The sequence below is a fragment of the Streptomyces sp. NPDC002676 genome, from assembly GCF_053592455.1.
This window is the reverse complement of sequence record NZ_JBSFVT010000013.1, coordinates 65,834-80,638: the sequence shown is the minus strand read 5'-3', so window position 1 is coordinate 80,638 and position 14,805 is coordinate 65,834. Positions and strand designations below refer to the sequence as shown.

Sequence of the window (14,805 nt, the reverse complement as noted above, 5' to 3'; positions counted from 1 at the left end):
GCGGCGGGAGAGCACCCGAAAGGGCTGTATACGGCACAGGTCACACGTGGCGCGCGCCTCAGACCGTCCAGGACGGCTCCAGCTCCACGATGTCACCCGAGAGGGCGGCCACGTCCGCCTCGGTCTGGGCTCGCAGGGCCAGGCGTTCCACGCGCTCGGTACGGTACTTGCCGTGTTCAGCGGCCGACCGCCACATGGACAGGACCAGGAACTCCTGCTCGGACGCCTCGGCGAACATGCCGCGGATCATGCCGGGCGAGCCGGCCATCGCGGGGTTCCAGACCTTCTCCTGCATGAGCGTGAAGTGCTCGACGCGCTCCTCGTGGATCCGGCACAGGGCCACGCGGATCAGGTCGGTGTCGGTGAAGCGGGGCTCGAAGCCGGTCTTCACGTCGAAGCGGTACTCGAACAGCTTGACCTGCGGGTCCTTGAACGTGCCGGACTGGGCCGCCGCGAGCCGGTCGTGGGAGCGGGCCATGAAGGAGTCGTAGAAGGCGCGGCTCTCCCAGAAGGCGAAGATGTGCGCCACTCCTGGCCGCTGACGGCTCCAGCCGCCGCCCTGTCCCCGAAACCCCGGCTCCCCCAGAAGCCCCGCCCATTTCCGCTGCCCCCGCTCGAAACCGCGGCGGTCCACCACGGTGCAGCGAATCCACTTGACCAGCACCGCGCCATCGTAAGGCCACCGGGCGTGGCGCCGGTCACGCTCCGGCGGAGATCGCCCGCGCATGCGCCCCCGCGCACATGGCACGATGGGCAAGGAGCCCTGACTTCTGGGGAGTTGGGGAGCAGGCAATCTCAAAGGGGGAAGGGGAAGCGCGGTGAGCGACTTCAGCAAGGGGTTCGGCAAGATCGAGGTCGGGCTCCAGTGGGATCCCAGTCCGGCCGGCGAGCCACCCACCGATCTCGACATCGTCGCGGCGACGTTCACGGTGGACGACCCCTACGGCACGCCCGCCTACGTGGTGCACTTCGACAGTCGTTCGCCGGACGGCACGATCTTCCTGAACCGCGACAGCACGGACGGCAAGGGCTTCGGCTGGGACGAGGTCATGATGCTCGAACTCGACCGTCTGGACAGCCGGTACGCGCGCGTGGTGGTGGGAGTCGTCATCCAGCAGCGTCCCGACCACAAGACGTTCGCCGAGGTACTGAATCCGGCCATGCGCGTCCGCAAGGACCGCTACACCGTGCTCGCCGAGGACGACTTCGCATCGGTCCCCGAGGCGACGGCGGCGACGATCGCCACGTTCGCGCGGGACGGGTCCGGAGCATGGAACTTCCAGGCCGGGGTCCACGGCTTCGACGCGGACCCGGTGGCCTTCACCCGGGTCATGGGCCGGGCCCACCAGGCCTGACCCGGACGAGCCATGAGTAAGGGGCGCCGGCTCTTGCCGGCGCCCCTTACTTCATGAACGGCGTGTCATCAGCTGCAGCCGCTGGTCGAGCCGCAGCCCTCGCAGATGTAGCAGGAACCGGCCCGCTGCATCTTCGTGCCGCAGGAGAAGCACAGCGGGGCGTCGGCCTGGATGCCCAGCTGCATCTCCACCAGCTCCGCGCTGGTGTGCGCCTGCTTCGGGGCGGGCTTGGCCGTCTCGGCCTCGGCCTTCGGCGCGGCGACCGCCCTCAGCTCCTGGGCGCGCGGCGCCGACTGGGCCAGGCCCTCGACGTCGACCTCGTCGTCCTCGATGGACTGCTCGTACGAGCCGGTCTCCAGGTGGCGCTGGCGCTCCTCGGCGGAGTGGATGCCGAGCGCCGAGCGGGTCTCGAAGGGCAGGAAGTCCAGCGCCAGACGGCGGAAGATGTAGTCGACGATCGACTGCGCCATCCGCACGTCCGGGTCGTCCGTCATACCGGCCGGCTCGAAGCGCATGTTGGTGAACTTCGAGACGTACGTCTCCAGGGGCACGCCGTACTGGAGGCCGACGGAGACCGCGATGGAGAAGGCGTCCATCATGCCCGCGAGGGTCGATCCCTGCTTGGACATCTTCAGGAAGACCTCGCCGAGACCGTCGTCCGGGTAGGAGTTGGCGGTCATGTAGCCCTCGGCACCGCCGACCGTGAAGGACGTGGTGATCCCCGGGCGGCCCTTGGGCAGGCGCTTGCGGACCGGGCGGTACTCGATGACCTTCTCGACCGCCTCGCGGATGGTCGCCTCGGTCTTCTCCGTGACCTCGGCCTTCTCCTTCTCCTTGGACTTGGCGGAGAGCGGCTGGCCGACCTTGCAGTTGTCGCGGTAGATCGCGAGCGCCTTGACGCCCAGCTTCCACGCCTCGTAGTAGATCTCCTCGACCTCCTCGACGGTCGCCGTCTCCGGCATGTTGACCGTCTTGGAGATGGCGCCGGAGATCCACGGCTGGATCGCCGCCATCATGCGGACGTGGCCCATCGGGGAGATGGCGCGCTCGCCCATGGCGCAGTCGAACACCTCGTAGTGCTCGTGCTTGAGGCCGGGGGCGTCGATCACGTTGCCGTGCTCGGCGATGTGGGCGACGATCGCCTCGATCTGCTCCTCCTGGTAGCCCAGGCGGCGCAGGGCCTGCGGGACGGTGCCATTGACGATCTGCATCGAGCCGCCGCCGACGAGCTTCTTGAACTTCACCAGCGCGAGGTCGGGCTCGACACCGGTGGTGTCGCAGGACATCGCCAGACCGATGGTGCCGGTCGGGGCGAGGACGGACGCCTGGGAGTTACGGAAACCGTTCTGCTCGCCGACGCGCAGCACGTCCTGCCAGGCCTCCGTGGCGGCGGCCCACACCGGGGTGTCCAGGTCGTCCATGCGGACGGCCGTGCCGTTGGCGTCGGCGTGCTGCTTCATGACGCGCTTGTGGGCGTCGGCGTTGCGGGCGTAACCGTCGTACGGGCCGACGACCGCGGCCAGTTCGGCGGAGCGGCGGTAGGCCGTACCCGTCATCAGGGAGGTGATGGCGCCGGCCAGGGCACGGCCGCCGTCGGAGTCGTAGGCGTGGCCGGTGGCCATCAGCAGGGCGCCGAGGTTGGCGTAGCCGATGCCCAGCTGGCGGAACGCGCGCGTGTTCTCGCCGATCTTCTGGGTCGGGAAGTCCGCGAAGCAGATCGAGATGTCCATCGCGGTGATGACCAGCTCGACGACCTTGGCGAAGCGCTCGACGTCGAAGGACTGCTTGCCCTTGCCGTCGTCCTTGAGGAACTTCATCAGGTTCAGCGAGGCCAGGTTGCAGGACGTGTTGTCCAGGTGCATGTACTCGCTGCACGGGTTCGACGCGGTGATCCGGCCGGACTCGGGGCAGGTGTGCCAGGTGTTGATGGTGTCGTCGTACTGGATGCCGGGGTCGGCGCAGGCCCAGGCGGCCTCGGCGATCTTGCGGAAGAGCGCCTTGGCGTCGACCTCCTCGATGACCTCACCGGTCATGCGGGCGCGCAGGCCGAACTGGCCGCCGTTCTCGACCGCCTTCATGAACTCGTCGTTCACGCGGACGGAGTTGTTGGCGTTCTGGTACTGGACGGAGGTGATGTCGTCGCCGCCCAGGTCCATGTCGAAGCCCGCGTCGCGCAGGACGCGGATCTTCTCCTCTTCCTTGACCTTGGTCTCGATGAAGTCCTCGATGTCGGGGTGGTCGACGTCGAGAACGACCATCTTGGCCGCGCGGCGGGTGGCACCACCGGACTTGATGGTGCCGGCGGAGGCGTCGGCGCCGCGCATGAAGGAGACCGGGCCGGAGGCGTTGCCGCCGGAGGAGAGCAGCTCCTTGGAGGAGCGGATGCGGGAGAGGTTCAGGCCGGCGCCGGAGCCGCCCTTGAAGATCATGCCCTCTTCCTTGTACCAGTCGAGGATCGACTCCATGGAGTCGTCGACGGACAGGATGAAGCAGGCGGAGACCTGCTGGGGCTGCGGGGTGCCGACGTTGAACCAGACGGGGCTGTTGAAGCTGAAGATCTGGTGCAGGAGGGCGTACGCCAGCTCGTGCTCGAAGATCTCGGCGTCGGCGGGCGAGGCGAAGTACTTGTAGTCCTCGCCGGCCTTCCGGTACGTCTTCACGATGCGGTCGATCAGCTGCTTGAGGCTGACCTCGCGCTGCGGGGTGCCGACGGCACCGCGGAAGTACTTGCTGGTGACGATGTTGACCGCGTTCACCGACCAGAAGTCGGGGAACTCGACGCCACGCTGCTCGAAATTGACCGAGCCGTCGCGCCAGTTGGTCATGACGACGTCACGATGCGCCCACTCGACCTCGTCGTACGGGTGTACGCCGGGGGTGGTGTGGACGCGCTCGATACGCAGCCCCTTGCTGCCCTTGGCACCCTTGGCTCGGGAACCTCGTGCCGGACCGCTCGCCGTCTCTGTCATGCCGCCTCCCTCTACGGGCGAAAACGCCCTGAAGTGCCCCGTTTGTTCCCGTGGCACGGTGTTCTGTCTTGTGTTGCGGGCACCCTCAGCCACGCCCGCAACAGGTCTTTTTGCGCCGCCTGCCGGCCGGAACCCGGGCCTCCGACCCCGTTCCGGCCCGCCGGTCAGTCGGCGGCGTGAGCGGGCACGGGGACCTGAGTGGTCCCTCCGGGCCCGCGTTCGTCTTCCCGGCTCCCCGCTCCCGCGTCTTCCTCGTCCGCGGCGGGGCGCCGCGTCGTCTCCCTCAGCTCCGCGATCGCGGCCTCGAAGTCCTCGAGCGTGTCGAACGCCCGGTAGACGGAGGCGAATCGCAGAAAGGCGACGAGGTCCAGTTCCTGCAAGGGGCCGAGTATGGCCAGCCCCACGTCATGGGTGGTCAGCTCGGCGCTTCCGGTGGCCCGCACCGCCTCCTCGACCCGCTGGCCGAGCTGGGCGAGCGCGTCCTCGGTGACAGGCCGTCCCTGGCATGCCTTGCGCACGCCGTTGATGACCTTGGTACGACTGAACGGCTCGGTGACTCCGGACCGCTTCACCACCATGAGCGAGCACGTCTCCACGGTCGTGAAACGACGGGAGCAGTCAGGGCACTGGCGGCGCCTGCGGATCGATGTGCCGTCGTCGGTCGTACGGCTGTCGACGACGCGGCTGTCGGGGTGCCTGCAGAAGGGGCAGTGCATGATCTCCAACCCTCCTCACAGCAGACTCAACAGCCTCGCTGGGCCTCACAGGCCCCTCGAAGCAGCCCCAAGCATAGGCGATCGCGGAGGGCCCGGAGACCGGGGGGCACCGTGAAAACACAACTTCTGGGCTGCCGTAGCCATCCAACCACTAGATGTAGGGATTGGCTCATACACCGAGCCGAGCTCGCGTGTCGCTGTACGGAAGGGGCGGCCGGACACGCGTGTGCACAGCGGTGCCGCCAGGGCGGTTGCGGAGATACGGTGGGCGCCACACGGAGGACGCGTGCGACTCCGGAACAGAAGGAAGCCCGGAGCCCGGTCGGCCCGGCTCCGGATGGCAGACTGGGGAAGCCACCCACGAGGTGGGCAGCCCCGGCGGTGAAGAGTACAACAATGGGCACTTTTGTCCGCCAGGTGCCGCGTCAGCCATACACCCAGACACATGATCGCGTCACGTGAAACGCACTTTTTCACTCGAACGTGTGTTTGGCGCAACCTTTCGAAAGCAACTACCGTTGTCCAGCAGGGAGACCATCGAGAGGGGCCGCCGTGACCACCACCGCAGACAGTGCCACCATCACTGCCCAGGACCGCTCCCAGGGCCGAGTCGAGCCGGTACATGCGATGAACGAAGCCATGAATCCCGAGGGACACAAGCGCTCCCTGCCGGGCCGACCTCCAGGCATCCGGGCGGACAGCTCCGGACTCACCGACCGGCAACGCAGGGTGATCGAGGTCATCAGGGACTCGGTGCAGCGGCGCGGCTATCCGCCGTCCATGCGCGAGATCGGCCAGGCGGTCGGCCTCTCCAGCACCTCCTCGGTCGCGCACCAGCTGATGGCCCTGGAGCGCAAGGGCTTCCTGCGCCGCGACCCGCACCGCCCCCGCGCGTACGAGGTGCGCGGCTCCGACCAGGCCGTGAGCGTGCAGCCCACGGACACCGCCGGCAAGCCCGCCGCGTCGTACGTCCCGCTGGTCGGCCGCATCGCCGCCGGTGGCCCGATCCTCGCGGAGGAGTCCGTCGAGGACGTCTTCCCTCTCCCCCGCCAGCTCGTCGGTGACGGCGAACTGTTCGTCCTCAAGGTCGTCGGCGACTCCATGATCGAGGCCGCGATCTGCGACGGCGACTGGGTCACCGTCCGCCGCCAGCCCGTTGCCGAGAACGGCGACATCGTGGCGGCCATGCTCGACGGCGAAGCCACGGTCAAGCGCTTCAAGCGCGAGGACGGCCACGTCTGGCTCCTCCCGCACAACGCGGCCTACGAGCCGATCCCGGGCGACGACGCGACCATTCTGGGCAAGGTCGTCGCCGTGCTGCGCCGCGTGTGACGGCCGCGGCGGGCGAGCCGGACGGCTCACCCCCCTGAGCGGGCCCCGGAACCCCTGCGCCGGTTCCGGGGTCTTGTGCGTTCCGGGAGTGCTACCCGGCCTCCGCCTGCTTCGCCGCCGCGTCGATCGCCGCGAGCGACCGGCGCACCTGGTTGCGGTCCGTCGTGAACCAGAAGTCGGGCAGCGACGCCTTGAGATACCCGCCGTACCGCGCGGTGGCCAGCCGCTGATCCAGTACGGCGACCACGCCACGGTCCCCTGACGCCCGCACCAGACGACCGGCGCCCTGGGCCATGAGCAGGGCCGCGTGGGTCGCCGCCACCGCCATGAAGCCGTTGCCGCCCGCGTCCTCCACCGCCTTCTGGCGGGCGCTCATCAGCGGGTCGTCGGGGCGCGGGAACGGGATCTTGTCCATGACGACCAGCTGGCAGCTCGCACCCGGGACGTCGACGCCCTGCCACAGCGACAGCGTGCCGAAGAGGCACGTCCTGGGATCGGCCGAGAAGTTCTTGATCAGTTCGCCGAGCGTCTCCTCGCCCTGGAGCAGGATCGGGAACTCGGGGATCCGGGAGCGCAGTTCCTCGGCGGCGAGCTGGGCGGCCCGCATGGACGAGAACAGGCCGAGCGTCCGGCCGCCGGCCGCCTGGATCAGCTCGGTCAGCTCGGTCAGCATGTCGGCGCGGTCGCCGTCCCGCGCGGGGCGCGCCAGATGCTTGGCGACGTACAGGATGCCCTGCTTGCGGTAGTCGAAGGGCGAGCCGACGTCGACGCCCTTCCACTGCGGCAGGTCCTCGCCCTCCACGCCCTCGGGGCCGAGCCCCAAAGACGCGCCGACGCCGTTGAAGTCGCCGCCCAGCTTGAGGGTCGCGGAGGCGAGGACGACGGACCGGTCCGCGAAGAGCTTCTCCCTGAGGAGCCCGGACACCGACATGGGGGCGATGCGCAGCGAGGCGCCGAACCGGTCGTGGCGCTCGTACCAGACGACGTCCCACTCCGAGCCGTTCAGGACCCGCTCCGCCACGTCGTGCACCGTCTCCACCGAGGCCAGCGCCTGCTTGCGGACCGCGTCCTCGTCCTGCACGGACTTGTCGCGGGTCGTGCCGAGCGCGGAGATCACCGTGCGGGCGGCATCCCGCAGCGCCATCAGGGCGTAGCCGAGGTCCTCCGGGATCTCCTCCAGGCGGCCCGGCAGGGCCAGCTCCATCAGCCGTTCGAAGCCCTCGGCGGCGGTCTGGAGCTGGTCGGCGGCCTTCTCGTTCACGAGCTTCGCGGCGCGGCGCACCGCGCGGTTGACCTGGCCCGGAGTGAGTTCACCGGTGGCGACGCCGGTGACCCTGGAGACGAGTTCGTGCGCCTCGTCCACGATCAGCACCTCGTGCTGCGGCAGCACCGGGGCGCCCTCGATGGCGTCGATTGCCAGCAGCGCATGGTTCGTGACGACGACCTCGGCGAGCTTGGCCCGCTCGCGGGCCATCTCCGCGAAGCACTCGGCGCCGTACGCACACTTCGACGCGCCCAGGCACTCCCTCGACGACACCGACACCTGCGCCCAGGCCCGGTCCGAGACACCCGGGGTCAGGTCGTCACGGTCGCCGGTCTCGGTCTCGTCCGACCAGTCGCGCAGGCGCAGCAGATCCTGGCCCAGCTTGCTCGTGGGCGCGGCGGCCTCGAACTGGTCGAAGAGTCCGTCCTCCTCGTCCTGCGGCATGCCCTCGTGCAGGCGGTGCAGGCACAGATAGTTCGACCTGCCCTTGAGCATCGCGAACTCCGGGCGGCGGCGCAGCAGCGGGTGCAGGGCGTCGACCGTGCGCGGCAGGTCGCGCTCCACGAGCTGGCGCTGCAGGGCGAGCGTGGCCGTCGCGACGACCACCCGCTCTCCGTGCGCGAGCGCGGGCACGAGATAGCCCAGTGACTTTCCGGTGCCGGTGCCGGCCTGGACCAGCAGGTGGGATCCGTCGTCGATCGCTTCGGCAACCGATTCGGCCATGGTCACCTGGCCGGGGCGCTCCGTGCCGCCGACGGCTGCGACGGCGGCATGCAGGAGTTCGGGGAGGGAGGGCTTCGTCATAGCCCGACCACCCTACGGCCCGGCACTGACAAACGGGCGATCAAGGCGATCAGGGCGGGGGCAGGGGGTGGGGTCACGGCCGGTACTCCTGGGGTGGGACCGGGTGGAGAAACCCGATCGGATTCGTTCGCGGCGAGCGGGAACACCGCCGACCCGTCGTTCGTACTCACTGTGAACGGAAAATCACTCGACGCTACGACACGTGGCTCGGGACTCGGTCCCAGATCATGAGGGCGGCCCGCTTGCCGGGCAGGTCGACCTCGGCCGCGAACCGAAAACCGGCGCTGAGGAACGCGGCCACGGAGGGGGTGTTGCGAAGATCGGGCTCCGCGACGACGCTCGCACAGGCGGGGCGCCGGTCAAGGACGAGACCGACGACGGCTCTGAGCAGGGTGGAACCCAGCCCCCGTCCCCGGTCCGCGGCACCACCGATGAGGAGGTGGATCCCGGTGTCGTGCGGACGGGCCGGATAGTGGCGGGCCAAAGGGTCCAGGTCCGCCCTGTAGATCTCCCAGTAGCTCATCGGGGCGCCGTCGAGGACGCCCAGGCACGGCACGCTGCGACCGTCTCCGTCTCGCTGAGCCCGCAGATGGCTCGCCGTCCGGTCCTGGGGTCCGGCCAGCTCCCAGTACGCGGCGACGGCGGGGTCGTTCATCCACCGGTGGACGAGCGGCAGGTCGCGCTCGACGGACACGGGCACCAGCTCGAAGGGGCCGACGGGCGTGGCGATTGGCCCCCACGTGTCGAGCCGGTCGAGCAGCTCGGCTCTCTCCCCGGCGAACAGTGCCGCCAACTCGGCGGGCAGGCGCAGGTCCAGCGTGTCCTCGCTGTCGCCGGCCGTGCGGGGACCGGTGCAGCTCGGGCGGGCGGGGACGGCGTCGACGCTCGCGTCGATGGGAGGCACGGTTCGCTCCTCTCGGGGATGTGCTTCCGGGTTGCGTGTCAGGGGTGCACTTCAGGAATTCGCTCAGGAATGAAGGGGGTTGGCGATGGTGACGTAGACGGACTGTGTGTCGACGGGGCCGACGAGTTCGTCGAGGCCGTGCAGCCGGGTCAGCAGGTTGGCCTTGCAGCGCAGGTCGGGTGAGTCGAGCAGACGGCCGGGCAGCGAGGTGCGCAGGGGATCGGGTCCCGAGACGACGTCGGCGAGGAAGCGGCGGAACGCGGCGAGGAGCAGTCGCTCGTCGGCGAGGCGCTGGGAGCCGAAGGCGCCGATCAGGCCGAGGACGTTGTTGATGGCGAGGTAGTAGGCGAAGCGTTCGTCGGTGACCTCGTCGGAGACGAAGGTGTCGCTGCGCTCTCCGATTCCGGGCAGCCGGGCGTCGAGCTCGGGCCGCCGGGACTCCCGGAAGTAGTAACCCTGGTTGTCGCGGTAGCGGCCGGCGACGGGCCAGCCGTCACCGTCCAGGAGGACCAGCGTGTTCTGCTGGTGCGCCTCCAGAGCGACACCGGCCTCGCCGTCCAGCCACAGCACGGGGCGGACCACCTGCTGAAGGTAGCGCAGGAACCACTCGGCGGAGACGGCCCCGACGGGGCGGCCGGTGCGTGCGGCGAGGCGTTCGACGAGCTGGGCGAGACGGGACTTGGCCGGCCAGGCTTCCTCGGGCGCCCGTGGGCCCGGGATGGGGCGGGGCGACACGAGTCCGGCGACGCAGTTCACGTCGTCGGCCGGGGCGAACGGGTTGTGCCGGATGACGACGTCGAGTCCGGGCACGGGCCGGCCGGCCGGGTCGTCGACGGCGAGCCAGGCCGGGTCGCGGACGATGTCGAAGCCGGGGTGTACGGCCTGCCACTGCTTGAACAGGCCCGCGCGCAGCAGCCGGTGGACCTCGACTCCGCGGTGGAGTTCCTTGGGCAGGTTCTCCCGGCGGGAGTTGGTGATGCGCAGCCCCAGCGACAGCTTGAGCATCGCGGGGGTGCCGGATCGGTGGACGGTGCGTACGGAGGAGGTGGGGTGCCAGGAGGTGCCGAAAGGTCCGAGGTCACGCAGGAGTCCGGAGTCGAGCAGGGCGGCGACGGCTTCCCGGTGCCGGACCTCGCGCGCCTGCCAGGGGTGCAGGGGCAGGGCGGCGTAGCCGTCGGGCAGCGGCAGTTCGACTCCGGCGAGCTGCCGAGCCAGGTCGGCCGCGGGGACCGGTCGTCCGCGCTCGGTCCAGGCCGAGTCGGTCGCGAGCAGGGAGGGGGCGACAGCCATCCAGTGCAGGGGGAAGGAGCCGCGCAACTCTGGCGAGTGCAGTCGGGCTTCGGCCTCGGTCAGGCCCTCGCGGCTCTTCGGGGTCGGGTGCAGCGGGTGGCCGAGCAGGAGAGCCTGCTCGGCGCTGAGGAAGAGATCGGGGCCGTCGGCGGGGTGTTCACGCCGGTCGCGGAGAAAGGAAGCGGTGCGCCGGAGGGAGTCGGCCACCCGGGCCACGAGGTCGCCGCCGTCGCCCGCGGAGGTCGGCTGCGGGGCGCCGGCGGTGCCGGCCGGGTTCCCGGCCGTCTCCCTGGCGAGCAGGGCCGCGAGGGTGACGGCGTCGACGGGAGGGGCGGCTTCGGGAGCGTCGGCGAAGCGCACCGGCCCGAAGCGGTGCCAGCCGGTCGGGGACCAGTAGCGGACCGGCGCGATCAGACACGTGCCGCTGGCGGGCAGCGGGATGCGGAGGGCACCGGAGGCGGGCGCAGGGAGGTTCCTCTCGCGCACCCAGCAGCGGAGGAGGTTCTCCACGGCGGCGGCCTGGGCCGCGGTGTGGGCGTCGGGGTGCTCCAACAGGTCGGTCGGGTCGGCGCCGAGGTCTGCCGGGTACGCGGCATCTGGATGGCGCCGCTTCTGCTGCGGCACCGACTCGGCGAGCGGCACGGGAAAGGCGGAGCCCGCGGGGTCTCCCTGTTCGTCGGGCGAGCCGGCAGGGCCGTCGGGTGTGGGGGTGGCGGTCAAGACGGCTCCTCGGGTGGTGGTGCGGGCGGATGGTTGTGGACGCGGGCCGGTGTCGGTCGAGGGGCAAGGAGGTGTGGTGGAGAGGGGAAGCGGCTCCGTCGTGGCGTGCGCGTCGGTCTCGGTGGCGCGGCGGCCTGTGCGCGACTGCTAGCCGGTGCCTTCGGCAGGGCCGTCGTGTCGGCGGCGCTGCGGGCCGTGGCCCTGTTGGGGGCCGTGGTCCTCGCGGCCGCGGGCCACCGCCGCGATGGCGTCGGTCAGGCGGTCCAGTACCGCCGCCGCCTGCTTGTCGCTGATCGTCAGCGGAGGCAGCAGCCGGACGACACCGGCGTGACGGCCACCGAGCTCCACGATCAGGCCGCGCTCCAGGCACTCCCGCTGCACGGCGGCGGCGAGTTCGGGCGCGGCAGGGCGCGGGATACGGGCGGGCACCGGCCCGGTCGGAGAAGAGGCGGGGTCACCGGCAGGGAGGCTCTCGCTAGGATCCTGGACCCCCTCCGGCTCCACGAGTTCGACCCCGATCATCAGCCCGCGCCCCCGAACCTCCCCCACGCAGGCGAAATCGGCGGTGAATTCACGGAGTTGGGCGAGCATGCGGGTGCCGAGGTCGGCGGCTCGCGCGGCGAGGCCGTGCTCACGGACATAGGCGAGGGTGGCAGTGCCGGCGGCCATGGCGAGCTGATTGCCGCGGAAGGTGCCCGCGTGGGCGCCGGGCTGCCAGACGTCGAGGTCGTCGCGGTAGACGACCACGGCGAGCGGAAGGCTGCCGCCGATGGCCTTGGACAGGACCATGACGTCGGGGGTGATGCCGCTGTGGTCGACGGCCCAGAAGGCGCCGGTCCGACCGACGCCGGTCTGGACCTCGTCGACGATCAGCGGGATCGACCGGTCGGCCGTGAGCCGCCGCAGGCGGCGCAGCCAGTCGTCCGGCGCGGGAATCACTCCGCCCTCGCCCTGGACGGGTTCGAGGATCATCCCGGCGGGCCGGGGCACGCCGGACTTGGGGTCGTCCAGGAGGGACTCGGCCCAGCGGGCGGCGAGTTCGGCGCCGGCCGGGCCGCCCAGGCCGAAGGGGCAACGATAGTCCTGCGGGTACGGCAGCCGGGTGACCTGTACGTCGCCGGCGCCGCCGGAGGCGGCCAGCGCACCGGCGGTCATGCCGTGGTAGGCGCCGGTGAAGGCAAGGAGGCCGGTGCGCCCGGTGGCGGTGCGGACGAGCTTGAGCGCGGCCTCGACGGCGTCGGTGCCGGCCGGTCCGCAGAACTGGACGCGGGCGCGCTCGGCGAGCCCGGGCGGCAGCGTGCGGAACAGCTCGGTGATGAACGCGTCCTTGACCGGGGTGGCCAGGTCGAGGACGGAGAGCGGGGCGCCGGAGTCGAGGACCTTGCGGATGGCCTCCAGCACGACCGGGTGGTTGTGGCCGAGGGCGAGCGTGCCGGCGCCCGAGAGGCAGTCCAGGTAGCGGCGGCCGTCGGCGCCCTCGATGGTCAGCCCTCTCGCGCGCACGGGCACGATGGGCAGGGCCCGGGCGTAGGTGCGCGCGGCCGATTCGCGCGCCGACTGGCGCCTCAGGATCCCCTCGTGCACACCACGCGCTCGTCGGTTCGCGCCTTCAGCCACCGATTCGGTCACGGCCACCGCTCGTTGTCCTCCCCGCATTCCAGAGGCGAGTTGATCCGCGGGGACCGGGACATGGGCAGCAGGCCCCCCTCCGCTACCAACAGCTGACCGCTCTCCGGGTTACGGGTCTTTTCAAGATCCTTTGAAGTTTTGCCGGATCGGGTGATCTTCCCGTGGTGATCGCGTGAAGGACGGAGAAGTTGCGTACCCTCCAGGCCCGACCCGCGTCGGCCTTCCGCCCCTTCGAGGAGCAGGGTTACGACGACACCGCCGTCGAGCAGATCGCGGAGGGCGCAGAGGTCTTCCCGAGTACGGGCGTGAACGTCGTTGTCCTGCAACGCGGTCCGCCGGGGCTGTAGCCGAACCGTTGCCGTTCCATCGGAAGTCCCCCACAGCGACCGCATAGTGTGTGATGCCGTTCCCGAAACGGGAGTGAGACCGGCGTGAACTCTCCATGAGTTCGCCTCCGGTGGCACATCCGCAGCGCCAAGTTGCCTTAGCGCCAAGTTTCCTTCACAGCAGGGGGAGTCAACAGCATGCGATCCATACGGCCGTCGTTCACCGTTCGCCGAGGGAGGGGCGCCTCGCGCAGGACCTCCCCCGCGCTGGCGGCGGTCGCCCTCGCCTCGGCGCTGGCGCTGACCGCCACCGCCTGCAACGGCGACGACAGCGCCGACGGCAAGCCGTCGAACGCCGCGACGGCGGGCGGCTCCAGCGACGGCAAGCTCAAGATCCCGGACGACCTCCGGCAGCGGCTCAAGGAGCACGGGATCGACATCGACAAGTGGAAGCACGGCGCCTGGCAGAACTGGAACAAGCAAGACTGGCTGCGCGAGGCCAACGACTTCATCAACCCGATCATCAAGGGTCTGTGGGACCCGGACCGCATGCGGCACGCCAACGACCCGGACAAGGGCGTCGACGACAACGACATCTCCGGTGACCAGGGCGTGACGGACCCGACTCCGCAGCCGGTGCAGGCGAAGACGGTCGCGCCTCCGTACCACACCAACGCGGCCACGTCGGGCAAGGTCTTCTTCGACGCCCCCGAGGGCACGATGGTCTGCTCGGCGACGGTCGTCGAGGACCCGGCGCACCCGGGCAAGTCCAACCTCATCTGGACGGCGGGCCACTGCGTGCACGCCGGCAAGAAGGGCGGCTGGTACCGCAACCTCGCCTTCGTGCCGTCGTACAACAACGCGGCGAAGTCGGCCGACGAGCTGCAGCACGCCACCCGGTCCGAGATCGCCCCGTACGGGGTCTGGTGGGCCGACGGGGCTCAGACGTCCCAGCAGTGGATCGACCAGGGCGGGGAGACCGGCGGGAACGGGGCGTCGTACGACTACGCCGTGATTCACGTGACGCCGGAGCAGGGCTATGCCGGCAAGTCGCTGGAGGAGACCGTCGGCGGCGCGCTGCCGGTCAACTTCGACGCACCGGCCGTGCCGAAGGTGCAGAGCATCACGGCGACCGGGTACCCGGCGGCGCCGCCGTACGACGGCCAGCTGATGTACCAGTGCAAGGACAAGCCGGGCCGGCTGTCGATCAACAAGTCCGACCCGACGATGTACCGCATCGGCTGCACGATGACCGGCGGTTCCTCCGGCGGCGGCTGGGTGGAGACGGGCTCGGACGGCAAGCCGGCCCTGGTGTCCAACACCTCCATCGGCCCGGTGACTTCGGGCTGGCTGGCCGGTCCCCGGTTCGGTCCGGTGGCCAAGGGCGTGTACCAGTCGGTGAGCAAGAAGTTCGCCGGGCGGTGACACCGCCGGCACGGGCATGACGAAGGCCCGCCCCTCGTGAAAGGGGCGGGCCTTCGGGCTGTTCTACGAGG

The 14,805-nt window shown here is 70.3% G+C and carries 11 protein-coding genes; 4 read left to right on the top strand and 7 right to left on the bottom strand.

What is annotated here, in order from left to right; translation table 11 throughout:
• Nucleotides 1-58: 58 nt before the first annotated feature.
• Nucleotides 59-664 carry a YdbC family protein gene (locus ACWD3E_RS29540; RefSeq protein ID WP_451390622.1) on the bottom strand — a complete coding sequence of 202 codons (606 nt, stop codon included), beginning with the start codon at nucleotides 662-664 and terminating at the stop codon, nucleotides 59-61.
• A 106-nt stretch (nucleotides 665-770) separates the two neighbouring features.
• Between ACWD3E_RS29540 and ACWD3E_RS29535 the strand changes: the two genes are divergently transcribed.
• On the top strand, nucleotides 771-1,355 hold the full coding sequence (locus tag ACWD3E_RS29535) for a TerD family protein (RefSeq protein WP_451390730.1): 585 nt from the start codon (nucleotides 771-773) through the stop codon (nucleotides 1,353-1,355).
• A gap of 68 nt (nucleotides 1,356-1,423) precedes the next feature.
• Here ACWD3E_RS29535 and ACWD3E_RS29530 read toward each other — a convergent pair whose 3' ends face one another.
• Together ACWD3E_RS29530 and nrdR are read right to left on the bottom strand one after the other, a co-directional pair.
• Entirely contained in the window at nucleotides 1,424-4,324 is a 2,901-nt protein-coding gene (locus ACWD3E_RS29530; protein ID WP_451390621.1) for a vitamin B12-dependent ribonucleotide reductase, read from the bottom strand.
• 164 nt (nucleotides 4,325-4,488) lie between these two features.
• Nucleotides 4,489-5,040, bottom strand: coding sequence for a transcriptional regulator NrdR (gene nrdR, locus ACWD3E_RS29525; RefSeq protein WP_451390620.1), 552 nt, complete (start codon nucleotides 5,038-5,040; stop codon nucleotides 4,489-4,491).
• A gap of 552 nt (nucleotides 5,041-5,592) precedes the next feature.
• Here nrdR and lexA point away from each other — a divergent pair.
• Nucleotides 5,593-6,372, top strand: coding sequence for a transcriptional repressor LexA (gene lexA / locus ACWD3E_RS29520; RefSeq protein ID WP_451349244.1), 780 nt, complete (start codon nucleotides 5,593-5,595; stop codon nucleotides 6,370-6,372).
• Nucleotides 6,373-6,463: 91 nt separating this feature from the next.
• On the opposite strand, the gene ACWD3E_RS29515 is transcribed toward lexA, so the two are convergent.
• From ACWD3E_RS29515 to ACWD3E_RS29500, 4 genes are all read right to left on the bottom strand, one after another.
• Nucleotides 6,464-8,440: an ATP-dependent DNA helicase gene (locus ACWD3E_RS29515; RefSeq protein WP_451390619.1), complete on the bottom strand. Its 1,977-nt coding sequence runs from the start codon at nucleotides 8,438-8,440 to the stop codon at nucleotides 6,464-6,466.
• A gap of 193 nt (nucleotides 8,441-8,633) precedes the next feature.
• Nucleotides 8,634-9,344 carry a GNAT family N-acetyltransferase gene (locus ACWD3E_RS29510; protein ID WP_451390618.1) on the bottom strand — a complete coding sequence of 237 codons (711 nt, stop codon included), beginning with the start codon at nucleotides 9,342-9,344 and terminating at the stop codon, nucleotides 8,634-8,636.
• Nucleotides 9,345-9,407: 63 nt separating this feature from the next.
• Nucleotides 9,408-11,354 (bottom strand): IucA/IucC family protein, encoded by a 1,947-nt coding sequence (locus tag ACWD3E_RS29505; RefSeq protein ID WP_451390617.1) that lies wholly within the window; start codon nucleotides 11,352-11,354, stop codon nucleotides 9,408-9,410.
• A gap of 147 nt (nucleotides 11,355-11,501) precedes the next feature.
• A complete protein-coding gene (locus ACWD3E_RS29500; RefSeq protein ID WP_451390616.1) occupies nucleotides 11,502-12,989 on the bottom strand; it encodes a diaminobutyrate--2-oxoglutarate transaminase family protein in 1,488 nt (495 codons plus the stop codon).
• A 182-nt stretch (nucleotides 12,990-13,171) separates the two neighbouring features.
• Here ACWD3E_RS29500 and ACWD3E_RS29495 point away from each other — a divergent pair, with 182 nt between their 5' ends.
• The gene (locus ACWD3E_RS29495) at nucleotides 13,172-13,330 is read left to right on the top strand and encodes a hypothetical protein (protein WP_451390615.1); all 159 of its coding nucleotides are present in this window, start codon (nucleotides 13,172-13,174) and stop codon (nucleotides 13,328-13,330) included.
• 177 nt (nucleotides 13,331-13,507) lie between these two features.
• Entirely contained in the window at nucleotides 13,508-14,734 is a 1,227-nt protein-coding gene (locus ACWD3E_RS29490) for a trypsin-like serine peptidase (protein ID WP_451390614.1), read from the top strand.
• Nucleotides 14,735-14,805 lie beyond the last annotated feature (71 nt).